The sequence below is a fragment of the Enterococcus sp. 7F3_DIV0205 genome (genome assembly GCF_002141365.2).
In the GTDB taxonomy this organism is placed as follows: Bacteria; Bacillota; Bacilli; order Lactobacillales; family Enterococcaceae; genus Enterococcus_L; species Enterococcus_L palustris.
Genome location: NZ_CP147244.1, coordinates 2,577,820 through 2,602,818 on the forward strand (window position 1 = coordinate 2,577,820; position 24,999 = coordinate 2,602,818).

The 24,999-nt window shown below is 36.4% G+C and carries 24 protein-coding genes; 20 read left to right on the forward strand and 4 right to left on the reverse strand.

The window, feature by feature from the left end; translation table 11 throughout:
- Positions 1-300: 300 nt before the first annotated feature.
- The 6 genes from A5821_RS12125 to A5821_RS12150 all read left to right on the forward strand — a co-directional run bounded on the left by A5821_RS12125 (position 301) and on the right by A5821_RS12150 (position 7,505).
- Positions 301-3,198 (forward strand): sigma-54-dependent transcriptional regulator, encoded by a 2,898-nt coding sequence (locus A5821_RS12125; RefSeq protein ID WP_086314819.1) that lies wholly within the window; start codon positions 301-303, stop codon positions 3,196-3,198.
- Positions 3,199-3,451: 253 nt separating this feature from the next.
- Complete coding sequence (locus A5821_RS12130) at positions 3,452-3,946, forward strand: mannose/fructose/sorbose PTS transporter subunit IIB (RefSeq protein WP_086314821.1); 495 nt, start codon at positions 3,452-3,454, stop codon at positions 3,944-3,946.
- Positions 3,947-4,228: 282 nt separating this feature from the next.
- Positions 4,229-5,227: a mannose/fructose/sorbose PTS transporter subunit IIA gene (locus A5821_RS12135; protein ID WP_086314823.1), complete on the forward strand. Its 999-nt coding sequence runs from the start codon at positions 4,229-4,231 to the stop codon at positions 5,225-5,227.
- 33 nt (positions 5,228-5,260) lie between these two features.
- On the forward strand, positions 5,261-6,067 hold the full coding sequence (locus tag A5821_RS12140; RefSeq protein ID WP_010762081.1) for a PTS mannose/fructose/sorbose transporter subunit IIC: 807 nt from the start codon (positions 5,261-5,263) through the stop codon (positions 6,065-6,067).
- A gap of 23 nt (positions 6,068-6,090) precedes the next feature.
- Positions 6,091-7,002, forward strand: a complete 912-nt coding sequence (locus A5821_RS12145; protein WP_086314825.1) for a PTS system mannose/fructose/sorbose family transporter subunit IID — start codon at positions 6,091-6,093, stop codon at positions 7,000-7,002.
- Positions 7,003-7,130: 128 nt separating this feature from the next.
- Positions 7,131-7,505, forward strand: coding sequence for a DUF956 family protein (locus A5821_RS12150; protein WP_086314827.1), 375 nt, complete (start codon positions 7,131-7,133; stop codon positions 7,503-7,505).
- 65 nt (positions 7,506-7,570) lie between these two features.
- On the opposite strand, the gene A5821_RS12155 is transcribed toward A5821_RS12150, so the two are convergent.
- Both A5821_RS12155 and A5821_RS12160 read right to left on the reverse strand, forming a co-directional pair.
- Positions 7,571-8,377: a hypothetical protein gene (locus A5821_RS12155; protein ID WP_086314829.1), complete on the reverse strand. Its 807-nt coding sequence runs from the start codon at positions 8,375-8,377 to the stop codon at positions 7,571-7,573.
- 2 nt (positions 8,378-8,379) lie between these two features.
- A complete protein-coding gene (locus A5821_RS12160; protein ID WP_086314831.1) occupies positions 8,380-8,709 on the reverse strand; it encodes a PadR family transcriptional regulator in 330 nt (109 codons plus the stop codon).
- A gap of 316 nt (positions 8,710-9,025) precedes the next feature.
- On the opposite strand from A5821_RS12160, the gene A5821_RS12165 reads away from it, so the two are divergent.
- From A5821_RS12165 to A5821_RS12175, 3 genes are all read left to right on the forward strand, one after another.
- Positions 9,026-9,553 (forward strand): HdeD family acid-resistance protein, encoded by a 528-nt coding sequence (locus A5821_RS12165; protein ID WP_086314833.1) that lies wholly within the window; start codon positions 9,026-9,028, stop codon positions 9,551-9,553.
- 18 nt (positions 9,554-9,571) lie between these two features.
- On the forward strand, positions 9,572-9,973 hold the full coding sequence (locus tag A5821_RS12170) for a hypothetical protein (protein ID WP_086314835.1): 402 nt from the start codon (positions 9,572-9,574) through the stop codon (positions 9,971-9,973).
- Between the two features lie 114 nt (positions 9,974-10,087).
- Positions 10,088-10,876, forward strand: a complete 789-nt coding sequence (locus A5821_RS12175; RefSeq protein WP_086314837.1) for an HNH endonuclease — start codon at positions 10,088-10,090, stop codon at positions 10,874-10,876.
- A 55-nt stretch (positions 10,877-10,931) separates the two neighbouring features.
- Here the strand turns inward: A5821_RS12175 and A5821_RS12180 are convergent, their stop codons facing one another.
- Positions 10,932-11,129, reverse strand: a complete 198-nt coding sequence (locus A5821_RS12180) for a hypothetical protein (protein ID WP_086314839.1) — start codon at positions 11,127-11,129, stop codon at positions 10,932-10,934.
- 166 nt (positions 11,130-11,295) lie between these two features.
- Here A5821_RS12180 and A5821_RS12185 point away from each other — a divergent pair, with 166 nt between their 5' ends.
- The 5 genes from A5821_RS12185 to dhaS all read left to right on the forward strand — a co-directional run bounded on the left by A5821_RS12185 (position 11,296) and on the right by dhaS (position 17,201).
- Complete coding sequence (locus tag A5821_RS12185; protein WP_086314841.1) at positions 11,296-11,874, forward strand: TMEM175 family protein; 579 nt, start codon at positions 11,296-11,298, stop codon at positions 11,872-11,874.
- Between the two features lie 468 nt (positions 11,875-12,342).
- Positions 12,343-14,493: a hypothetical protein gene (locus A5821_RS12190; protein ID WP_086314843.1), complete on the forward strand. Its 2,151-nt coding sequence runs from the start codon at positions 12,343-12,345 to the stop codon at positions 14,491-14,493.
- A 386-nt stretch (positions 14,494-14,879) separates the two neighbouring features.
- Positions 14,880-15,746, forward strand: a complete 867-nt coding sequence (locus A5821_RS12195; RefSeq protein ID WP_086314845.1) for an ATP-binding cassette domain-containing protein — start codon at positions 14,880-14,882, stop codon at positions 15,744-15,746.
- Between the two features lie 11 nt (positions 15,747-15,757).
- A complete protein-coding gene (locus tag A5821_RS12200; RefSeq protein WP_086314847.1) occupies positions 15,758-16,519 on the forward strand; it encodes a hypothetical protein in 762 nt (253 codons plus the stop codon).
- A gap of 133 nt (positions 16,520-16,652) precedes the next feature.
- The gene (gene dhaS / locus A5821_RS12205) at positions 16,653-17,201 is read left to right on the forward strand and encodes a dihydroxyacetone kinase transcriptional activator DhaS (RefSeq protein WP_086314848.1); all 549 of its coding nucleotides are present in this window, start codon (positions 16,653-16,655) and stop codon (positions 17,199-17,201) included.
- Positions 17,202-17,260: 59 nt separating this feature from the next.
- On the opposite strand, the gene A5821_RS12210 is transcribed toward dhaS, so the two are convergent.
- The gene (locus A5821_RS12210; RefSeq protein WP_086314850.1) at positions 17,261-18,253 is read right to left on the reverse strand and encodes a dihydroxyacetone kinase subunit DhaK; all 993 of its coding nucleotides are present in this window, start codon (positions 18,251-18,253) and stop codon (positions 17,261-17,263) included.
- Between the two features lie 334 nt (positions 18,254-18,587).
- Here A5821_RS12210 and dhaK point away from each other — a divergent pair, with 334 nt between their 5' ends.
- The 6 genes from dhaK to A5821_RS12240 all read left to right on the forward strand — a co-directional run bounded on the left by dhaK (position 18,588) and on the right by A5821_RS12240 (position 24,923).
- Positions 18,588-19,571: a dihydroxyacetone kinase subunit DhaK gene (dhaK, locus tag A5821_RS12215; protein ID WP_086314852.1), complete on the forward strand. Its 984-nt coding sequence runs from the start codon at positions 18,588-18,590 to the stop codon at positions 19,569-19,571.
- A 57-nt stretch (positions 19,572-19,628) separates the two neighbouring features.
- Positions 19,629-20,216 (forward strand): dihydroxyacetone kinase subunit DhaL, encoded by a 588-nt coding sequence (dhaL, locus tag A5821_RS12220; protein WP_086314854.1) that lies wholly within the window; start codon positions 19,629-19,631, stop codon positions 20,214-20,216.
- The gene (gene dhaM / locus A5821_RS12225; protein WP_086314856.1) at positions 20,209-20,577 is read left to right on the forward strand and encodes a dihydroxyacetone kinase phosphoryl donor subunit DhaM; all 369 of its coding nucleotides are present in this window, start codon (positions 20,209-20,211) and stop codon (positions 20,575-20,577) included. Before dhaL ends, dhaM begins: the two co-directional genes overlap by 8 nt.
- Positions 20,578-20,600: 23 nt before the next feature.
- The gene (locus tag A5821_RS12230) at positions 20,601-21,731 is read left to right on the forward strand and encodes a glycerol dehydrogenase (protein WP_086314858.1); all 1,131 of its coding nucleotides are present in this window, start codon (positions 20,601-20,603) and stop codon (positions 21,729-21,731) included.
- Between the two features lie 150 nt (positions 21,732-21,881).
- Entirely contained in the window at positions 21,882-24,473 is a 2,592-nt protein-coding gene (gene mprF, locus A5821_RS12235) for a bifunctional lysylphosphatidylglycerol flippase/synthetase MprF (protein WP_086314860.1), read from the forward strand.
- Between the two features lie 117 nt (positions 24,474-24,590).
- Entirely contained in the window at positions 24,591-24,923 is a 333-nt protein-coding gene (locus tag A5821_RS12240) for a hypothetical protein (protein WP_086314862.1), read from the forward strand.
- Positions 24,924-24,999 lie beyond the last annotated feature (76 nt).

Sequence of the window (24,999 nt, forward strand, 5' to 3'; positions counted from 1 at the left end):
TCATATAGAATAGTTAAACCTCTCTGCATTATAGCGAGGAAACCCATATTATTCAAGGAATTTCAGACTTTTTCAGAAATACTGTATGGATTTTACTAAAATGAGATAACTTTTTATAAAAAAGGTGTTTCATGTGAAACATTTTAATAAAAAGGTTATTAGTGTACATTTAAAACGATACACTGTATGATACACATAAAATTAGTGTATCGTTTATAGATCCAAGTGGTATTGTGATCTTGCTTTATGAGTTAGTCTCGGCTGAACTCGTAAGGCTTTTAAATTGAAAGGAGAAGTAAGATGAAGCGCATCGAACGAATCTACCTTTACGTAAAAGAACAGACTGAAAATTTAACGACGAGTGATGTTTCTTTGGGAGGCGGACTGACAACAGAGGATGTCTCCAAAGCGTTGAATATTCAAAGGACGAATGCTAGTAAAGATTTGAATCAGCTTGTCCGAGAAGGATTATTAGACAAAACAGAAGGTCGACCAGTCAAATATGTCGATAAAGCTATTTTTAAATATCAGCCTTTGTCTAAACCTGTTATGAGCTATCGTGAACATAGTTTAATAAATGGTCAAACAGCAAGTGCTGAACAGGTACATAAGCCAACGAAAAAATTTGCTGGAGAAGATATTTTTAAAGGAATGATCGGCTCCACGGGGAGTATGAGAACACCTGTGGAGCAAGCCAAAGCGGCAATTCTATATCCGCCAAAAGGATTAAATTGTTTGATCACGGGACCGACTGGATCGGGGAAAACGTACTTTGCTCATGCAATGTTTCAATTTGCTTTATTAAATCATGTGATCGATTCAGATAAAAAACTAGTTGTTTTTAATTGCGCTGATTATGCCCACAACCCAGAGTTGTTGATGTCCCATTTATTTGGATATGCTGAAGGCGCATTTACTGGTGCAACAAAAGCTAAAGAAGGAATCATTCACGAAGCTGACGGCAGTATTTTATTTCTTGATGAGGTGCATCGCCTACCGCCGGAAGGACAAGAGATGGTTTTTTATTTTATGGATCATGGGACATATTCAAGGCTAGGTGAAACTGTCAAAAATCGCCGTGCAGATGTACGGATCATTTGTGCAACAACTGAAAATCCAACCTCCTCTTTATTGAATACTTTTGTCCGTAGAATTCCGATTATTATCCAATTGCCGAATTTTATAGATCGTCCAGCAAAAGAAAAAATCGATTTGCTTAGAGTGATGATTTCGATGGAAGCTTCACGAATTCAACGAAAAATATCTTTATCTGAAGATGTCGTCAAAGCTTTGATCGGCAGCGTCTCCTACGGAAATGTAGGTCAATTGAAATCCAATGTTCAGTTAGTGACAGCCAGAGGGTTTTTGAATCATATCGACCAAGATGAACTAACAATCACGATTGATGAATTGACGGATAGTATTAAAGAAGGCATGATGCAACTGGCAAGTAATCGCGATATGCTAGCTGAACTATCTAAATATCTAGAACCACAAATGATCGTTACACCAAATGAACCATTAGTAACGATACAGTCTGATTCATATGAACTGCCATATAATTTATACGAAATTATTGGAGATAAAGCCGCCTTATTAAAAGCAGATGGACTAGAACAAGAAGTGATCAATAATTTTATTACGACAGATATCAATGTTCATCTAAAATCCTTCTATAAAGACCATGGTTTTACCTTTGATACTGAAAATAAGTTAGCGGAAATCGTTGACCAGAGAATTATTGATGTCACCAAGGAAATCTATAATTTTGCGAAACAAAAACTAAATTACAATTTTCAATCTAATTTTATTTATGCTATGAGTTTGCATATCAGTTCATTTTTAAAACGAATCCAAAACGGTGAGGAGCGTCAGCATCAGCTAAACGAAAATATCAGAAATATGGTGTTGGATTATCCAGTAGAATTCGAGACAGCCCAAGAGATCAAGCGTATCATCGAAATCAATTATCAAATGAAGATACCAGAATTTGAAACCTATTATTTAGCAGTGTTACTAATTTCATTAAGAGAAAATAAAGATGCGGGACGAATTGGGATTGTGGTTGCTGCACACGGAAAAAGTACAGCTACCAGTATGGTACAAGTTGTATCTCAACTGCTAAATGTCGATAATCTAAGAGCTGTCGATATGCCTTTAGAAATGCAACCAAAAGAGGCATTACACCAAATTGTCAATGTGGTCAAAGAAGTCAATGAAGATAGTGGTGTGATTCTTTTAGTGGATATGGGTTCTTTAGCAACTTTTTCAGATGAGATTACTCGACAGACTGGAATTGATGTGCGGACGGTCGATATGGTCACAACCCCTATTGTTTTAGAAACTGCCAGAAAAACGACTTTGATCGATACTCAATTGGATACACTATATGATTCTTTGAAAAATTTTCAAGGATATGCGGATATTCAGCAAGAGAGAGCAATCGACCCCTTAGCCTCTTGGAAAAAACGAGTGATCATCGCAATCTGTGCTTCTGGTGAAGGGACAGCTAAACGGATGAAAGAAATGATCGAAGCAGCTGTTCCACCACAGTTAGGATTAGAGTTAGAAGTATTACCATTGTCTATTATCGATATGAAAGAGCAGCTAGTTGCTATTCAAGATGAATATCGTGTGATTGCTGTAACAGGAATCACCGATCCAAAAATTGCAGCACCATTTATTCCAATGGAGACGTTCTTTTCAGGGGAAGCTGAGTCTATAATCGATCAATTATTGATGGCTAGTGATATCTATGTAGAGACGCAAGCAATGGATGAATCCGCTGCAAAAAAAATCTGTATTGATTATATGGAAGAAAGTTTTACTTTTATCAACCCTAGAAAAGTTATTGACCCTTTATGGGCGTTTACAGACATCATCAGAACTAAACTTGCTTTACAACTGGACTATACATTCTACGTTAACTTAGTTATGCATTTAGCTGGTATGTTAGAAAGAGTGCTGCAACACGACACATTGACACTCACTGAAGCAGAATTGCAACAAATTACTTCTGAGCCAAGCTATGAAACTGTGATGAAAGCAACTCTCTATTTAAAGCAAACCTTTAAAATAGAAGTACCAATAGAAGAAATTTATTATATTATTCAGCTGATTAAAAATACACAAATGAATCAAGAACAAAATACAGAAGATACACTAGATGAAATACACAAAGAAGATACACTGTTTTAGTGTATCTTCTTTGTGTATTTTCTTAATAAAAGCCTTATTTTTTACTTTATTTCAGCAATACACTATTTTTGGCACGATACTTGCTTTAATTAAGTCGTGGGTGAAATCTGCCTACTACGCAATCGCTTAATTTTTGATGATGTAGTCGATTCCGCTAGTCGTTATTTTGGCAATAAATGACTGGACATAGTATTTTATTAATAACACACTAAGTATTTATTGATTAGACAATAGGAAAAAAGGAGAACAATACATGATGGATATTCGTTTAGTGCGAATTGATGATCGCTTGATACATGGTCAAGTTGCTACTGTCTGGACCAAAAGTACGAATGTAAATCGAATTTTAGTTATAAGCGATGCAGTTGCTCACGATACGTTAAGAAAAGCATTACTGGTACAAGCTGCCCCACCAGGCGTAAAAGTAAATGTCATTACGGTTGAAAAGATGATCGACGTTTTTGCCGATGAGCGTTTTGACAGTTTAAAAGTAATGTTGTTGTTCACTAATCCAGAAGATGTAAAACGTGTGGTTGAAGGGAATGTCAAACTTACCTCTGTCAATATTGGGGGTATGAGCTTTATTAGTGGTAAACGAATGATCACAAATGCTGTTGCTGTCAACGAAAAGGATATTGCAGCATTCAAATATTTACATGATCAAGGAATTACATTGGAAATTCGAAAAGTGGTTGCAGATAACCAAGTAGATTTGATGGAATTGCTGAAAAAAGAACAGTTAGTATAATTCTTTTTCAGATTCTATATAAATGAAGTGATGAACTAGATGCCAATTGTCGAAACTTATGCATAGTATTGGAAGGAGTGATCCGATCGATCAAAAAGTGAGTACTGATCGTTGAGCAATAGATGGTTCTAACTTTAAAATCATCTGACAGATTGCAAGCAGCAATTGAGAGCACAAAAAGAGTCATGCATTTTTTCTTTTTATAATTTTCTAGCAAGTGTTTTCGTCTGTTGATGAGGGTAATAACCAAGTAATTGAAAAAAATATAGGAGGTATCAAATTATGGTAGGAATTATTATTGCTAGCCATGGGGAATTTGCTCAAGGCATTTTACAATCCGGTTCCATGATTTTTGGCGAACAGGAAAAAGTACAAGCAGTTGTATTGATGCCTAGCGAAGGCCCAGACGATTTAAAAGCAAAGCTGAAAGAGGCAATCGCAACGTTTGATGAAGAAGACGAAGTATTATTTTTAGTTGATCTATGGGGAGGCACACCGTTTAACCAAGCAAACAGTCTTTTTGAAGAACATAAAGACAAATGGGCGATCGTTAGCGGCTTGAACTTACCAATGCTGATTGAAGCATATGCATCACGCTTTTCAATGAATTCAGCGCAAGAAATTGCTAAACACATTCTTGAAACAGCTAAAGAAGGTGTGAGAATCAAACCAGAAGAGCTAGAGCCTGCAGAAGCACCGAAAGCTGCTGTGGAAGATGCGCAACCAAAAGGGGCATTACCAGCAGGAACAGTTGTCGGTGACGGCAAAATCAAGTTCGTTTTAGCACGTGTCGATTCTCGGTTATTACATGGTCAAGTAGCGACAGCTTGGACAAAATCGGTTTTACCAAATCGTATTATCGTTGTTTCAGATGCTGTTTCTAAAGATGATCTTCGTAAAAAACTGATCGAACAAGCAGCGCCTCCAGGGGTTAAAGCAAATGTTATCCCAATCAGCAAAATGATTGAAATTTCAAAAGATCCACGTTTTGGGAATACCAAAGCATTATTGTTATTTGAAAACCCAGAAGATGTGGTAAAAGTAGTCGAAGCAGGCGTAGATATCAAAGAAGTAAACGTTGGTTCTATGGCACATTCAGTCGGCAAAGTAGTCGTAAGTAAAGTATTATCAATGGGACAAGAAGATGTTGATGCTTTTGAAAAATTAGAAGATTTAGGCGTTAAATTCGACGTTCGTAAAGTTCCAAATGACTCTAGCGCAAACATGGATGAAATCCTTAAAAAAGCAAAACATGAGTTAGCACAAGCACACTCAAAATAATCCAAAAATTCAAATGAAAATAGGAGGCTTATCATGTCTATTATAACAATTATTTTAGTAATTTTAGTTGCCTTTCTAGCTGGTATGGAAGGAATTCTTGATGAATTCCAGTTCCATCAACCGTTAGTGGCATGTACGTTGATCGGTTTAGTAACAGGGAACTTGGAAGCTGGGATCGTTCTTGGCGGAACGTTACAAATGATCGCACTTGGTTGGGCAAACATCGGAGCCGCAGTAGCACCGGATGCGGCATTAGCATCTGTTGCATCAGCAATTATTTTAGTATTAGGCGGACAAGGTGTTAAAGGTGTTCCATCAGCAATCGCGATTGCTGTACCACTTGCAGTAGCAGGTCTTTTCTTAACAATGATCGTTCGTACACTCGCTGTACCGATCGTTCACATGATGGATGCGGCAGCTGAAAAAGGCGATATCAGAAAAATAGAAATGTTACACATTTTAGCAGTATGTATGCAAGGGATCCGTATTGCGATTCCAGCAGCAGCACTTTTATTCATTCCAGCAGAAACGGTTCAATCAGCATTGGAATCAATGCCAGCATGGTTAACTGAAGGTATGGCTATCGGTGGTGGTATGGTTGTAGCTGTTGGTTACGCATTAGTAATCAATATGATGGCAACAAAAGAAGTATGGCCATTCTTTATCATCGGATTCGTTGTAGCGGCAATTTCTCAATTAACATTGATCGCACTTGGTGCTTTAGGCGTTGCGTTAGCGTTGATCTACTTGAACCTTTCTAAAATGGGTGGTTCTTCAAATGGTAGTGGCGGCGGAAGCAATACTGGTGACCCACTAGGCGATATCTTAAATGATTATTAATCCTGAAGGAGGAGAGAAAAGACATGGCAGAAAAAATTGAATTATCCAAAAAAGATCGTTTAGCCGTTGCATGGCGCTCTACATTCATTCAGGGCTCTTGGAACTATGAACGTATGCAAAATGGTGGTTGGGCATTTTCAATGATCCCAGCGATCCGTAAATTATATAAAACAAAAGAAGATCAATCAGCGGCATTAAAACGTCACTTAGAGTTCTTTAACACTCACCCATACATTGCTTCACCAATTCTAGGTGTAACGTTAGCATTGGAAGAAGAACGTGCCAATGGCGCACCTGTTGATGATGTAGCGATTCAAGGTGTTAAAGTTGGGATGATGGGACCTTTGGCTGGTGTTGGTGATCCAGTATTCTGGTTTACGATCCGTCCGATGTTAGGTGCCTTAGGAGCTTCACTAGCAATTGGTGGGAACATTCTTGGTCCAATCATTTTCTTCTTAGCTTGGAATATCATTCGCTGGTCATTTATGTGGTATACACAAGAATTCGGTTATAAAGCTGGTTCTAAGATCACAGAAGACCTTTCAGGCGGGTTGTTGCAAGATGTTACAAAAGGTGCTTCGATTCTCGGTATGTTTGTACTGGCGGCGCTCGTACAGCGGTGGGTATCCATCAAGTTCATACCAATCGTTTCAACGGTTAAATTGGATAAAGGTGCGTATGTTGAATGGGACAAACTTCCAATCAATGGTGAAGGGTTACAAAAAGCCTTTGAAGAAGTTGGCTCAGGCAAGGCACTTTCAGCAATGAAAGTAACGACATTGCAAAATAACTTGGATCAATTGATTCCTGGTTTAGCAGCGTTACTACTTACATTTTTATGTATGTGGTTATTGAAGAAAAAAGTTTCTCCAATCGTTATTATTCTTGGCTTATTCGTAGTCGGTGTACTTGGTCACGTAATCGGATTACTGTAATACGTCTATGAGTTTTATGCTTGGGATAAAGCCATTCGGTTTTGTCCCAAGTTTCATTTACATAGCTTAATTGATTGAAAACACATATAATAAAGACTATAGATCACGGAAGAAATGGAGCAGATAAAATGGTTCAATCACTGAATACTAAAGTAGATTTCATAACAGATGCCACCGCGTTTACGGGACTTACGGATTATGGAAAAATTATGATCGGAGACAAAGGTTTTGAATTTTATAATTCTCGTGATAGCCGAAAATTTGTTCAAATTCCGTGGGAAGAAGTTGATTATGTGATTGCTTCTGTGATGTTTAAGGGGAAATGGATTCCTCGTTATGCGATCCAAACAAAGAAAAATGGAACGTTTACGTTTTCTTCTAAGCAACCAAAAAAAGTGCTTAGGAAGATGCAGGAATATGTAGCGCCGGATCATATGGTACAGTCATTAGGATTTTTTGATGTAATCAAACGTGCATTTCAATCGATTGGTAAGAAAAAATAAAAAAAGATCAGAGCTAAAAAACGTTAATCGTTTTTTGACTCTGATCTTTTTTGTTACAGTTGTAGCTAATTCTTTTTCTCCTGCCTATAAAATTGAATAGAAGGGAGTACAAACATCATTAGTAGTAGAAGCGTTGAGAAGATCGTTTTACTCCCTAAAGACAATGTGGCAGGATTCACTAATCCTAGTAGAATAGTGAATTCTAAAATGGTTAGAATGACCGTCGGGATGGCCTCTAAAAAGCTGCTTTTCTCTAAGTAATATCCTATTAAAATAATCCCGGATAAAACAAGTAGAATCAAAGCAAATGTTTGATGAGAAAGTATGATTGTTTTTCCTATACCGTTCATCATGTTATCGAATATCGGAATTAAAAAAGTAGCTAGCCAACAAACAAAAGCTAATAGACCAAAAGAATAACTTGCTTTTTTTGAAAACCCACTGTATTTCACTGCTGCAAGTATAAAAACGATGGCTAAACCTAACAACAAGATAGGAAGACCTGTTTTAAACAGGCTGATTGCTATTACAGGCTCAAGTAGAAGATTAAATAAATTAAATTGCAGGAGCAAAATGAAGATCATAAGAACAAATTTTATTAAATCTGTTCTAGCGCTATGGGGTAATTCTGCTAAAATACGATCGCTGATTTCTTTCGGATTTTTCCCGAAAAATTCTTGCGCTGAAGTATCATTTTTTTGTGCATCTAAAATATCTTGTAAAATTTCTAAGAGAATTTCTTCTGTCTGTTGTTCATCTTTATTCACGTTTACGCGGATATAAAGCAAGATTTCCTCATAGTATTTTTTATTTTCTGGATGTAACTGTTTTCTTAGTTCGTTATTTTGTTGGATAATCTCTTTTGTGTTCATGTTCAGCCCTCATTTTCCTGTTCCATAATGTTGTTAACGCCTGTGGAGATCAATGCCCATTGTTTTTCGAATTGCTGTAAATAAACTTCTCCAGTTGGTGTCAAAGAGTAATATTTTCTTTTTGGTCCTTCAGAAGATGGACGCATCTCACCTGAAATCAATTGTTGTTTTTGAAGCTTGAGTAAGATGGGATAAATACTACCTTCACTGACCATATTCAAGCCATATTCTGATAAGAGCGTAATCATCTCGTACCCGTAAACAGTCTTTTTTTGAATAATTTTTAAGATACAACCTTCGAGCAAACCTTTTAACATCTGGGTAGCATCCAACTAAGTTCCTCCTTTGATATTGGTATCTTGTAATACAATATACTAAAAATCCGCTATGTTGTAAAGCAATATAGCAGATTTTTTATAAAATTTTTTTGTATGATTCATAGTTATAGGGAATCTGGCGAATTTTTATCTTTCATATGTGCTTGAATTAATTTTTTGAATGATTTTTGATAGAAAATAACTGATTTTGTGTGATTTATGTGAGAAAAATAACGTTTGTTGTTTTTAGGGCCTTTTGTTTTGACCCAGTCATTTTTTAGGAGTACCATAAAATTGTAAAGAGAAATAAAACAGGAAGAAGTGGGAAATTATGAATGAAACAAGCAAAAAAGGCATTGATTGGGGTTCTTTGATTCTAGGCATTCTGTTTGTTTTAACAGCATTATTATCTTTTCAAGATCCAGCTGGAAACTTGATTGCAATTGTGATGGTTTTTGCTATATTTGCGATTTTGAAAGGAATCTTTGAAATTTTCGCTCGTAACAGAATGAAAGAATTAACAGGGTACAAAGCGTATGCACCAATTATTTTAGGTGTAATCGATATTATTATCGGTGTGTATTTCTTATTCAATTTAAATATCGGTGTTGCAGCTTTACCGTTTATATTTGCAATTTGGTTTATCTTAGACTCTGTTTTTGGATTGTTTGCTTTAGATTTGGCGAAATCAGTTAGTACAGGGTACTTTTGGTTTACCTTAGTTGTAGATGTTTTAGGGATTATTTTAGGAATCATGCTATTGATGAATCCTTTATCTTCTGCTCTAACATTAAGTTTTCTAGTTGGATTTTATTTTATGCTTTTTGGTATCACACATATTGTTTATGCATTTAGATAAGACAAGGAGGAGTAAGTTATGACAAATTATGCAGAAAAAGAAGCAAAATTAGTAGAAAAAATCGGTAAAGAAATGGATAAGTTAGACGTTACTCTTGGAAAAATGGAAGATACTGACAGCAAAATCAAACATTTTTATGAACAAGAAAAAGCGTTACATGAAGTAAAATCAATTATCCGAAAAGAAAATAAGATTGAAAAAGACGAACAAAAAGCACGTGATAAAGCAGTTGAAAATACTGAAAACTGGATCGATGATCAAGAATCATTGGTTGGTAAAATCAATAATGAAATCGATAAATTAGATACAACGTTGGGTAAAATCGATAGCGATGAAAATAAAGTGAAAAGTTATTTAGAACAAAAGAAGGCGATTCATGAAATCAAAAAAATCGTTAAAAAAACAGAAGAATTAGGGTAATGACCAATTCTAATTGAATAATAAAGAAGTAGAGAAGGATGTCAATTAGTTCCTTCTCTACTTATTTATTTCTAAAATACGTTATAATAGAAAAAAACACGAAGGAATGACACCATGAATTATCATCGTTTTAAACTACCGAAAGCCTATTGTCCGAAATGCTCAAAAAAAGTAGAGTTACTTTTTTCAGAAGAGTCTTCAGGTTTACCGCAATTTTACCTTTGTTTTAAATGTAAAACGATTGGACAATTTGGTGTGGGAGAATTGCCTGTTAATGACTTCTCAGCGTTTTCTATTGAAAGGAAAAAAGACATTCAGGAAACTGTTGAAGAGATTCCTGATAAATATATCTATAAAGCGAAGGGCAGCCAATTACGTTTAGAAGAAACATCAGATACCTATACAAGACGCTGGTTGAGTCTTTATGAATATGAAAAAGCCTTTGGTGAAACATTAGGTTTTGAAACGATTGATTTTCGAGAAGATATAAGCTTATGCAAATGGTGTAACCAACCTTTAGAAGGTCGGCGCAGATCATTTTGCTCAGACCGTTGTAGTCGGAATTATGGGAAAGCAACTTTTTTTAAGCGGGGCCTTTCCACGTTACCTTATAGAATTGCCAGTAGAGATCGATTCTATTGTAGGATAACAGGCGAAGATTTAGCCTTTACCAACCGTTTTGGCGTTAGAATTCCAACAAGCAATCAGCAAGTAGAAATCCATCACTTAGTTTTCGTATCCGAAGGTGGCAGCGATCATGAAACGAATCTTTTGACTGTTTCCAAACAAGTTCATAAAGATTACCATAAGGGACTTGCTTATGCTGTAAAAGCGATTGAAGAAATCAAGGAGCAACAATTATTGCGTTATCGAGATAAAATGTATACAACAGAAACTAAGTAATAAACAAGGAAAAAAAGATTCAACCCTTATTAGGTCGAATCTTTTTTTCTATTTATTAGTAATATCTACGACGATTAGATGAACCTGAAATCATACGAACTAACCAAACTGCAATAGCCACAGGAATCATGATTTTAATTGCAAACCATAATAGTCCACCTAAAATACCAAGTGCAATACTTAAAACAATACTTCCTACGAAAAATAACCCGATTACCATTAATATATTCATTACCATTGATCGTTGTCTCATTATGAAAACCTCCATTTTTTCTCTCGTTCTCTATGAATAAAGTATAGCAAGAATCCCCGTTCAAGAAATCCACCTTTAGGCTGATTTTTTCTCCATCTTTAGGCGGGTCATATTCATTGCATTTGCTTAAAAAGAACGTAAAATTAAAAAGAAGGAGATGAAAAATATGTCGAAATCAAGAATAGAAGCTTTTACAGATGCCGTTATAGCCATCGTAATGACCCTCTTAGTTTTAGAATTACGTCAGCCAACAACAGATACTTTAGCTGGTTTAGTAGGAATTGAGCGGAAGTTATTCATTTATATAGTAAGTTTTGTCATGCTGGCGATTTATTGGAATAATCATCATCATATGTTTCAGTTAGTACACAAAATCGATGGACGTGTTCTATGGGCGAATAACTTTTTCATTTTTACATTAACACTCGTGCCATTTGCTACTGCCTGGGTGGGGGATTTTATTGATAGTTTAATTCCTCAGTTAACATATGGTGTGATGACACTTTTAGCGAATAGTTCATATCTGGTGCTGACTCGTGAGTTGATCCGAGCAAACGGCAGTGATTCAACATTAAAAAATCTGTTTCAACGTTATAATAAAGCGTATGTAACGATTTTTCTAAATATTCTAGGGTTGGTCTTAGGGTTATTAATCCATCCCTATTTCGTATTAATTGTAAATATTGGGATTTTGATTATGTGGATCATACCAGATCGACGAATTGAAAAACAATATAAGGAGTAAATACGATATTTTTTATATAAATCCAATAAAAAGGATAATAAAATCCTTTTTATTTTGTTTTTGTTGCTATTTAAAATAAATAAAGATGGAAAATCGATTTTGAAACGAGATATTCTCATTTTTTTATGATATCAGCACATTTTATGAAAACAAATCGGGTTGTTTTTAGGGTAAAATTAAATATGATTGTTTAAAAAAGAACGTAGTAAACATAGAATTATAAAAAAGGATGTAGAGGGGATTGGAGCATAAGTAGCTTAGTGTTACGTGATGCTGCCTTAATCCAAGCAAACTGGTGTTACAAAAGTTATTTGATAAGACATGACCCATTCAATCTGATCGGCTTTTAAAGAAAGTTGATGGTCTTGATTTTTAAAGCAAAACTTTGGACCCAGCCTCTTTGATCATAAAAAGGGTGTTTCTAAATAAAAAGGTAAGGTACAAGTGAAAAAGGGGCCGTTAGTACATATGGAAAAGTTGAATCTTACAAAGAATGCAACAGGAAGCAAAAAAGTTTTTTTTAGAAAAGAAATTGAAGCGAGTCGATTAGGGGAAGAGCTCTATTCAGATGATGTGTTGAGTCAATATTCTGTCTATCTCCTAAGAAAATTCGAGGTATCGGAAGATTATGAGAAGCCAGAACAATTTGAAGCACTTTTGGCAGATCTTCCAGAACAATTCAATCATGAATTTGAAGATTGTGTCGCAAAAAATCTTTATGTACGCGTGACACAAAAAGCTGTTTACATTACATTACTTTTGGCTTTGGCACATCCACTCAGTAAATTACAAATCAGTGATTTACGGACCTGGATCAGTAGTTTAGAAGTTCCTGAATTGCCACTAGAGCATATGTCTAACTTCTCTGAAGAAGTTCCGCTTGAAATGGTGAAAGGGCTGCAGGAAACCAATAGTGAAGTTTTACTTCTAACAGAAATGATGAATCAATTTAGTGAAAATCTAAATGATATCTACAAAGAGGTCCAGACTGTTAAAGACAGGAGAACACCACCTGTAGTCAAAGTAGTACAAAGCAAAGTCGCAGCTAAAGAAGCACTGGAATCTGAAAATGCCAAACAATTAAAAATAATGAATAAGAAAATTGTTCAATTAATGGAAGAATTTTCAACATTTAAAGTATATGTAGATGAAAAATTAGCAAATATGCCAAAACCAAAGACACCACCGAAATTTAAAATTATGTTTGGTTCAGACGAAGAATCAGGACCGACTATGGAAATGCGTCTAGAGGAAGCAATGAAGCGAATTGATTTGCTCAGTCAAAGAATAAGTCGCTCAGATCAGCAAGTGATAGAGTTGAACAACACAATTGAGAAAAATAAACAAACCTCAAGACCTAAACTAACCTTTTCGACAGCTAAAAAAACAACGAATGAACAAGATAAACTAGCAGAAAAATTAGCAACAACCAGTAATGAAGTCACAATGATTGCGAAACAATTACAGCAGATCGACGATAAATTGAGTGCTGTAGAATCCAATGTTTTGGAAGTGAACCCAGATTCTGAAGCATTAGCAAGAATTGAGAAGGATCATGGACAACTACAAGAAACAGCCTCAGAAACTATTAAGTTGAACCAAGTGATCGATCAATTGACAAAGAAATTGCAAAACGTTGAGATGGAACTTACAACAGTTAAAAAGAATAAGAAAAAAGTACCAACAGTAAAACTAACAAAAAGTGATTCAGCGAAACAACTAGCTGAACAACACCAAAAAGATCAAGAGCAATTAAAATCAAATGCAACAGAAATCAAAAAATTGACACAAACCGTTGGTAAAGTAGATGTTCAATTAATCAAAGCACATCAAAAAATTGCTGAATTAGAACAAAAAATGCGTCAAGCAGCACAAACAACACCAAATGCTAAAAAAGAACCTGCAACAGTTGTTCAGCAAGAGGCTGTGACAAGAAATAATACTATGATGGGACCGCCAGCACCACCAAAACGCTCTACAGCACCACAGCAAAATCAGACTGCACAAACAGGTAGAAGTTTTCCAACAAAAGAGACCTTTCTACAAGCAAACAGACCAGTGAAGCCTGTCATAGAGAGTGAAGAAGAAAGGCCAACAGTTACTTTGGCGATCGAAGAAATGTTGGATCGGGTCTCAGAGAAGCATCCTCAAACGGCAACCGGAACAAGAAATACTTGGGGATTAGATGAAGGCTACGATCAAAATAATCGTGACGCTGAAGATACACAGGGGCCATCTTTACGCCGTTTAAAAAAATTAGAATGGGATATTCATTCTTTGTTCCAACAAGGACGAGGTTTGGGACACAAGGGAATGATGCCCAAAGATGACTTTTATGCGAATATTCGCAGCATTGAAGTACTGCCTTATTTATGGGCGTCTGTATATGAACGAGAGAAAAAAGATATTTTGTTGGGTAATGAATTAAGCATGCAGCAATTAATCAATGACTTAAATGATTTTTTAGAAGAAGTAGATATTCTATCAAGGAAACGAAAAGTTATGGGTAAGTGGATTTACTGCCCGAAAGAAGTGGAACAAAAGATGGAAGGCTATAAGCTATTGAGTGAATACCTAGAGACTTATCTTGCACGACAAAACGATGGAATAATAAGATAGAAATATGAACGGAGATCAATTGGATTAAGTTGATTTCCGTTTTTTCTTTTTCGTGCAGAGACTTTATCAGGTATTTTATGTAAATCGTGCTCTACTATCAATACTTTATTACAAGAATAATATTAAAATGCTAATCTTGAGAAATTAGAAGTGTTTATTTTTGTGATACTCAGTTTATCAAAAGTTAAGGTCGGAAGTAACAAAAAAGTTGAATAAGAATACAACAAATATTGAACATCCTCCTACACAATTCCATAAAAACGTTTTCTATTTTGAATCTGTTTCCATATATAGGAAAAAACATGATAAACTATTATTGTTAGTCTTTTTATACTTAGGGTACTGAAAAAAAGAAAAGGACAACAAAAAAATTAAAGGAGATTACTATGGAAATTAAAGTAAGGGATTTAGTTATGCGCTATGGTCGTGCTGAAGTTTTGAACATCCGTTCATTAGACTTCGAAAAAGGCACGTCGTATGGTTTAGTTGGTCATAATGGCGCAGGTAAAACAACGTTGTTTAAATGTATGACCAATATCATTGCCAATTACCAAGGAGAAATTTTGATTGATGACACTTCAGTGAAACAGCACAATGAAGTGCTATTGAATGTGGGAATCGTTTTAGATGGCATGTCTGTCTATTCGAACCGTTCAGGTTGGTTCAATATCCAGTATTTTTCTGGGTTGCGTGGTAATTTTGATGAAGAAAAAGCGAGAGATCTGGCAAGAGAGTTGGATTTATACGCTGTATTGGATCAAAAAGTAAAAACTTATTCATATGGGATGCAGAAAAAATTGATTTTATTGATTGCATTGATGCATACTCCAGAAGTCTTGATTTTAGATGAACCATTCCGCGGATTAGATATCGACACGGTGAAATGGTTTAAAAAATATTTGAAACAATTGACAGAAAAAGGCTTAACATTGGTAATTTCCAGTCATGTCCAAAATGACTTAGAAGCATTATGTGACATCGTGTATGTGATCGACCGCGGTCGAATTTCAGAAACGATCGACATCAATGCTGAAAAAGAAAAACAAATTCGCCGTATCGATACGACCAATAATGCCCGTCTACAAGAAATGTTGGATGAAGCCAATTATTACTATCAAGTAGATGATGAAGGCGGCGTTAAATTGGATATCTCTGATGAGCGTTGGGTACTGGTTAAACAACGTTTAACAGAAGAAGCAATTGACATTTCTGAATTATCTAAAGTGAAAATTTTAGATGAGAAATTGAATTAGGAGGGGTGAAAATGACTGGAAAACTGATTTTTAAAATGGAGTTATTTAAATTTTTACGAGATAAAAGCTTTTTGATCACGGCTGGAGTGATTGGTATTTTGAATATTGTTTTAACATTGCTTTCATTAAGTTTAACGTCGACATTTTCAGATTCATATTATGAATCAAGCGCTACTGCATCAATGTTGGGAACAGTAGCATTCGTTGGTGTAATTGTCTTTTTTGGTAATATTATTTTTGCGTACGTTTACCCATTCCATATGATTTCTATGGATTACAAGAATAATGTTATGGCGATGATGGTTGCTTCTGGTGTGAATAGACGAAAATTATTCTTTGCAAAAGTTGGTGCAATATTTATTTGTACGATTGCATTGATGCTAATGATCGCATTGATTCCAACAATTTTATTTTTGATAAAATTAGTACAATTAGATGCTTGGAATGATTTTGCGGATGGTTTTAATTCAGCATTTTATTATACAGATTTAAGCTTTGGAAAATTTATTTTTTCAGGATTGCTTGGCTATTTAAATATGCTGATGGTGATTGCAACCTCTTGTATCATCATGAAAGGAAAAAATCTTTCGTTCTTGCTGTTCATTGGGTTCAATATTATCAGCAGTTTAGTAACAGGAATTTTGAAAACTCTAGCTTATTCATTTGACTTTAGTTCAACTGGAAGTTATATTTTCCAATTATTCCTGACAGTCCTTTCAATTGTTGTGTTTGGCTATATTTCATTGAGAACATTGGAACGACAAAATTTATAAGTATTATCCAAAGATAAAGTTAGGCCTGATATCCTAGCTTTATCTTTTTTTATTTAAGGATAAGATGATTGATTTTCTAAATGCAGATTAACTGGTACAATAAAAGGACTAAAGAAACCAAAGGTGTATGCAGATGACAGGATCATTGATTACGAAAAAGAAAATTGCGAAGGTATTTAAAAAGCTTGTTGCTGAGATCGGTTTTGAAAAAGTCACGATCGCAAAAATCATGAAGGAAAGTAACATGCGCCGCCAGACGTTTTATGATTATTTTCAAGATAAATATGATTTAGCCGACTGGATTTTTCGACAAGAGGCAATCGAAAAAATTGAAGATAATTTAGCTTATGAGGGTTGGCAATTTATTGTGGAAAACTTGTTTGTCTACTTTGAGGAAAATCAGGTATTTTATCGCAGGATCCTGACTTTTGAGGGACAAAACTCGTTTCAAGAATATTATACACAACATTTGAAAGTATTGATCCATCAAGTTTTAGTGGTTAAAAAGCAAACAGACGAGACTCTGGAAGATGGGGATCGCTTATTTCTGGAAGAATTTTATGCGAATGCATTTGTTTCATTAACGACAAAATGGATTATTGAGGGTTGCAAGATTGATTCGCATCGATTTGCTGAGCAAATGAAAATTGCCTTTTTAATGGGATTTGAAGAAAGACAATGAACAACGGGGTGTACGTGGCATTTACACTGTTGTTCATTGTCTTTTTGATGTATCGTTTTTTATTTCCAGCCAAAGGCATCAGTTGGGATCCTTAAATAATCCAACCATTTATCCTCTTTGATTGTTAATAAAGTTAAAGAAAGACCATTTGTATTATAAGCAGTTAAAAAATCGCCCATTCGTTTATAAACGACGTCAATATCTTCAATATCCAATAATTGTTGGACATCGTTCATAAAAACACTAAGTTCAAGTAAAGGGATTCCACCTAAACCATTTACTAAGACAGCTGCTTTTCTCAATTCTTTCTTTTTATATTGCTGCTTTAATTTGTTTACAAGCTCAACTGCGATTCGTTCAGAGGATTGCATTGTTTCAATACGGTAGCCAGGTTCTCCGTGAATACCAATACCGAAGTACATTTCATTTTCTGCTAATTCATATTGTTGGGGAATGACACCAATAGGAGAAGCGGGTGAAAAAGCAACACCTAATGTTTTGATCAGAGGGATTACTTGTTCGCCTAATGCTTTTAGCTCATCTAGAGAGTTACCCTCAGCGGCTGCTGCACCAAGAATTTTGTGCACAAAAACAGTTCCAGCAACTCCACGTCGTCTTTTTTCGAATGTGCCACTTTCAATTGAACAATCGTCATCTACAATGACATGAGAGACTGTTAACCCCTTTGCTTTAGCTAGACGTTCAGCTTCTAAAAAACTGGCTAAATCTTTTTCAAAATTCTTGATGATCAGTAAAGTACCTTGCCCATTGTATGTCTGTTCGATCGCTTGAAGAATTTCTGAGCTGACAGGTGGTTCAAAAATAGCACCCATAACCGCACAATCCAGCATATTCTCACCAATATAGCCAACGTGAGCTGGTTCATGTCCACAGCCACCACCGCTGATTAAAACTACTTTATCCTCGGGAATCACTTTTTTAGTGACGATTCCAGTCTTTTCTTGCCAAGTCAAGGTATCGTTATATGTATAGGTAAGTCCTGCTAGTAGTTGTTGGCGAATCTGTCCGCGGGAATTAATCAATTGCTTCATTGAGCCTTCGCTCCTTTTCAATAATATCTGTTTCTATTATACGCTGTATTCTATCTGAAAACTACAATCTTTAGGTGGAATATAAATGAAAGCGGACACATTTTGTTGTTTGTCCGTTGCAACATTTTCCATATGCGAGTATTGTAAACGTATACAAAAAGTGAAAGCTGAACAAGCTCGCTCAGTCTCGACAGAAAAATAGGAAAATATGATTGAGGTGCTTTTTGCCTCACTCAGATTTTATCTTTTTTCCGAGAGATTAGCGTGTGAAGCTAGATAAAGCAAAAGAGCAACAAGCTTATACAGTCTTAATAGAAAAACAGGAGGGAATATCATGAAAAAAATTATCAATCAAGCGCAAAATGTCGTTCCAGAAATGGTACAAGGATTTGTCCGAGCTCATCATGAAACAATAGAACAAGTTCCAGAAACATTTGTTTTAAAGCAAAAAGAAATTGGCAAACAAGTTGCTTTGATCAGTGGAGGCGGCAGCGGTCATGAACCTGCCCACGCTGGATTTGTCGGATCAGGGATGTTGCAGGCTGCAGTTTGCGGACAAGTTTTTACATCTCCTACGCCTGATCAGATTTTTGAAGGAATCAAAGCAGTCGATCAAGGACAGGGCGTTGTGATGGTCGTAAAAAACTATTCTGGCGATATTATGAATTTCGACATGGCAAAAGACTTGGCGGAAATGGAAGATATCAAAGTTGGGACAGTTGTTGTGGATGATGATATTGCAGTTGAAGATAGCACCTATACGCAAGGCAAACGGGGTGTAGCAGGTACGATTCTAGTTCATAAAATTTTAGGTGCGGCCGCACGCAACGGCGCTTCTGTAGAGGAATTAGTTGCATTAGGAGAACGCGTTGTCAACAATTTAAAAACGATTGGGGTTGCATTAACAGGTGCCACGGTACCAGAAGTTGGGAAGCCTGGATTTGTGTTAGCAGATGATGAGATCGAATTTGGTGTTGGCATCCACGGAGAACCAGGCTATAAACGGGAAAAAATCAAACCATCTAAGGAAATGGCAGAAGAATTGATTTCAAAATTAGCAGATGCATTTCAGTGGAACAAAGGAGAACGTTTCGCTATTTTGGTCAATGGATTAGGTGGTACACCATTAATGGAACAATATATTTTTTATGAAGATGCAATGAATTTATTGGATGCTGCAGGTGTAGAAATCGCGTTTTCTAAGGTGGGTAATTATATGACTTCCTTGGAAATGGCTGGACTCTCTGTGACGTTGCTGAAAGTGGAAGATGATTGGGTAAACGCGTTGAATGAGGATGTTGAGACAGTAGCATGGTAAAGTCTGACAGAGATTGAATGTGTTTACGTATAGTTTGAAAAAACGGAGGGAATTGTAATGTTTACTGTAGATAATTTAAAAAAATCACTACAATTATTCAAAGAAAAAATCGATAAAAATAAAGACTATTTAAGTGAATTAGATACACCAATCGGTGATGGTGATCATGGTAATAATATGGCTCGAGGAATGGAAGCTGTGAGTGAAAGTTTGCAGAGTAAAGAGCCAGAAACGGTGCAAGATATTTTCAAATTGACTGCAATGGCTTTGATCAGCAAAGTAGGTGGCGCTTCAGGTCCGCTTTATGGAACAGCGATGATGGAAATGGCAAAAGCTTCTGCAGCAACATCTGATGCACTACCAATTTTAGAAGCTGGATTAGCAGGAATCGAAAAACGTGGGAACAGTCAGCCAGGCGAAAAAACAATGTTGGATGAATGGGCACCTGCAATCGAAGCAATCAAAAAAGGCACGTTAACAGATGCCGCACTAGAATCTGCTGTAGAAGCGACGAAAGAGATTGCGGCAACGAAAGGACGTGCGTCTTATGTGGGGGAACGGTCTATCGGTCATATTGACCCCGGTGCAATGTCCAGTCTGTATTTCTTTCAATCTTTAATGGAAGCAGGTGTGTTTGATGCGTAATGGTGTAGTTATTGTGTCACACGTCAAAGAAATCGGCGAAGGTGTGGACCGTTTGATCAAAGAAGTGGCAAAAGATGTGCCAATCACTGTTGCAGCAGGATTGGATCAAGGAGAAGTCGGAACGTCATTTGAAAAAATCATGGACGCATTTGAAAAAAATTCTGCTCAAACATTACTAGCATTCTATGATTTAGGTAGCGCTAAAATGAATTTGGAAATGGCCATTGATATGACAGAAAAAGAAGTGTTACTGTTCGATACGGCCTTAGTAGAGAGCGCTTATACAGCGGCAGCATTGTTACAAGTAGATACACCGATCGATGCCATAAAGGAGCAGTTAGCCCCTTTAAAAATAAAATAAGATGAGAATAGGAGTTTGCAAACATGAGAAAAGCGTTTATTAGTCCAACGAAATACGTTCAAGGTGAAGATGAGTTATTGAATTTAGGCTATTTTGTGACAACCTTTGGGAAAAAAGCATTATTGATTGCCCATGCAGATGACGTCAGCCGAGTGAAAGAGAAACTAGATAAAACTGCTGAAAAATTTAATATTTCCTTTGTCGAAAGTAATTTCCATGGAGAAGCGTCGCGAGTAGAAGTCGCTCGCCTGCAAAAAGTTGCTGAAGAGAATGATTGTGATTGCGTAATCGGCCTTGGTGGTGGAAAAGCGATCGATACAGCCAAATGTGTGGCAGAAGGGCACAACTTGATCATTGTACCGACGATCGTTGCAACAGATGCGCCAACGAGTCATTCAGCAGTTCTTTATACAGAAGACGGTCAGTTTGACGATTATGCTTACTTTGTACAAAGTCCGAGTGTCGTTTTGATTGATACGGTAGTTATTGCAAATGCGCCAACACGTTTCTTAGTTTCTGGCATGGGTGATGCCTTATCTACTTATTTCGAGGCTAGAGCAACACATAATTCCTACTCGAATGTCAATGCTGGATTGCCTTGTGGCGCCCGTGAAGGCGTTTGTCCTCCTGCTAAAGGGACGAATACTGCTTTAGCACTGGCTAAATTATGTTATGAAACAATCTTGGAAGATGGATTGAAAGCCAAAGAAGCTTCAGATAATAATGTGGTAACTCCTGCTTTGGAAAATATCATTGAAGCCAATATTTTACTTTCAGGCCTAGGCTTTGAAAGTGCAGGACTCGCTGCCATTCATGCGATCCATGATGGTTTGACCGTTTTACATGATGCGCATGGTGCCACACATGGCGAAAAAGTAGCATTCAGCACGATTTGTCAGTTGGTTTTAGAAAATGCGCCAAAATCTGAATTGTATGAAGTATTAGATTTTGCTTTATCGATCGGCTTACCGGTTTGTTTAGCCGACTTAGGGGTGAAAGAAATTTCGGATGCTGAGCTAACAGAAGTAGCTGAAAAATCATGCATTCCAGAAGAATCGATCCACTCAATGCCGTTCCCAATTACAGTGGATCAAGTAAAAGCAGCAATTATTGTGGCAGATCAAATCGGAAAAGAGTATAAGAGTCATAAGTAGATAGTCATTTTGTGAAAGCAGTTGTTAGGCTAGTAAATAGAAGCTTAACAACTGTTTTTTTGTAGTTTTAAGAGCGAAACTGGAAAAATAACCTGTTATAAGATAACATATAAAAGAAAACTCTTTAAAAAATACAAAGGTGGTGAGCAGATGAAAAATAAAATAAACCAACTAATTCATTGGATGAAAGAGCACAGTCTATTGTTAAAATTGATCTTTCTAGGTTCAGTTTTAATTTTTGTGGCAAATCAAGTAACCCATATTGTTCAAGGAATGACTTGGCAGGATGTTTTTCATACTATGGGACAGCAGAACCGCTTTCGTATAATTGGAATGGTTTTAGCAGGCTTTATCGGTGTCTTGCCGATGCTTTTATATGATTTAGTAGTAGTAAAAGTGCTGGAGGACCAAGGAAAGCCTAAAATGAATCGCTGGGAGTGGTTTGTTTCTGCTTGGGTCACAAATACAATCAATAACCTTGCGGGCTTCGGCGGTGTAGTTGGAGCAACATTACGGGCTAATTTCTATGGCAAAGATGCGCCGCATAAAAAAGTTGTTGCAACCGTTTCTAAAGTCGCTTTGTTTATGATATCTGGACTATCGATTTTATCGTTTATTGCATTTATTGATGTCTTTTTTATTCGACCGGATAGTTTATTTCGAGAGTATTGGCTTTGGTTACTTGCAGGAAGTTTGATTGCGCCGGCGTTGTTGTTGTTTACGCAATTAAAAAAATATACCTTGTTTAAAGATTTTTTCCCGAAAGGTATTTATCTTCTTTTTGGCGCTTCACTTGGACAATGGTTAGGTGCGATGTTTGTCTTTTTAAGTGTTGGGGCATTGATGAAAGTGGATGTGTCGTTGATATCGGTTTATCCGATGTTTGTGATCGCGACCTTGATAGGCATGCTGACAATGGTGCCAGGTGGCATGGGAACCTTTGATGTGTTGATGATTTTGGGGTTATCTCAGTTGGGGGTAGGGCAATCTACTGCGGTCGTTTGGTTGATTTATTATCGGTTATTTTATTATGTATTGCCTTTTATTACGGGCATTATTCTATTTATTCATCAAACTGGGATTAAAATCAATCGATTTTTGGATAATTTACCACGAATATTTTCGCAAAAAGTGGCTCATTTTATTTTAGTTGCCGCTCTTTATTTTGCGGGGATCATGATGGTGTTGCTTTCAACGATCACTAATCTATCGAACGTGAGTCGATTATTTAAATTTCTCTTGCCGTTTTCTTTTGATTTCTTAGACCAAACGTTTAATATGTTGATCGGCTTTTTATTGTTAGGATTAGCTCGAGGAATTTCGATGAAAGTAAAAAAAGCGTATTGGCCCACGATTGGATTATTGATTTTTGGGATTGCCAATACGATTTCTAGAACGGCTTCGTGGCAACTGATTTTAGTTTATTTAGTGATTCTGTCCGCTGTTTTTTTAGCAAGAAAAGAGTTTTACCGAGAAAAATTTGTTTATTCTTGGGGGGCGCTTGCAGTTGATGGAGTTTTGTTTAGTTTCTTATTCATAATTTATGCAGTTGCAGGATATTATAGTTCTCATCCAGATAAAATAGGGCCGCTGCCGCACACATTTTTGCTTTTCCCATCAGATGATGTTTGGTTTTCTGGTTTGATTGGGCTGGGTATTTCGATGATCGGCTTGATTACGCTGTATCAATACTTAGCCGATACGACAAAAAGCTTAGGTGAGTCTTATCAAGAAGAACGTTTAACAGCGCTGATCGATAAATATGGCGGAACACAAGGGAGTCACTTGCTGTATTTAAAAAATTATTCCTATTATTATTATCAGGAACAAAATGAAGATGAAGTCCTATTTGCTTATCAGATCAAGGGCAATAAATGTTTTGTTTTAGCTGATCCAATCGGCAATCAAGAAAAATGGGCTCAAGCTACATTAGCTTTTATGGATGGGGCAGATTTACTTGGGTATCAAGCGGCGTTTTACCGAGTTAGTGAAGCATACACAATGATCTTGCATGATTTAGGATTTAATTTTATGAAGGTCGGCGAAGAAGGAATTGTTGATTTTGCTTGTATCGATTCGGCACCGATTTCTTTAGCAACAAACAGTATGGAGTTAAAGCATTTAAGTAATTTAGGGTATACGTTTATGATGTATCACGAACCTGTTTCAGATGAGCTTTTTCAAGAGTTAGCTCGTGTATCAGAGGAATGGTTAGGAAACGGGCGGGAACGGAATTTTGTTGGTGGTCATTTTGATAAAGAGTATTTACGGTTAAGTGATATTGGTATTATGCGAAATGAACGTCATGAAGTGATTGGTTTTATTACCGCTAAGCCAATTGTGATAAATCGTGAAATGTCTTATGATTTATTACGGTATACAGAAACGGCTCCAGAGCATGTTACGGATTTCTTGTTGACTCATTTTATTGCGGAGTATCAACAACGAGGGTATCAAACCATCGATCTAGGTACTGCTCCGCTATCGAATGTTGGCGAAACGAAATACTCGTTTTTAAATGAGCGTTTTATCAATATTTTTTATAAATATGGCGATCAGGTGTATGGATTCAAAGATACACGCAAAGAAAAGGAACAATATGTAACTAACTGGGAGTCTAGGTACTTTGCTTACTCTAAGCAAAGTAATGTCTTGTTTGCTTTTATCCAACTAGCATTATTGGTGGAACGCGGGAAAGGCAAAGCCGTTTCTTTGGTAGAAGAGGTAATGACTGGGGCATAAAGTAAAAGAGTAGAAGTTAAAATCAGCGCATGGTTTTAGCTTCTTTTTTTCATTCTCAAGTACCACTAGTAAAAAAATAGGAATAGCGTATAATAATTAAAAAAGGAGGTTTTTGGGATGGATTTTGAACGAGTAACTGTAAGAACAAAAGCTGAATTAGCCGCAGAGTTAGAGAAGAAGACAGATGAAATCATTGTTGAAGGGGATTTTAGTCAAAATATCGCAGAAATCAAAAGGGGACAATTAGATGATACGGATACTTTAGGTTTTGCTGTTGGTAGCGGCGGAATCGGTATTTTAGTAGAATATGGAATCGGTACATTGCTAGATGTTTTTGATCCTGCGATAAAAGAGGATAAAAAAATCCGTAAGCAGATTGAGCGCTTATATACAATCAAGAGATTGACGAAAGAGTCGTTCTTACTACATTTGAAGCAATTAGATTATTAAAAATAGAAGAAGGCGGGAAGACAGGCACTTTTTCTGTTTCCCGTTTTTTATATAAAAAAGGGGTAGCTTTAGTGAA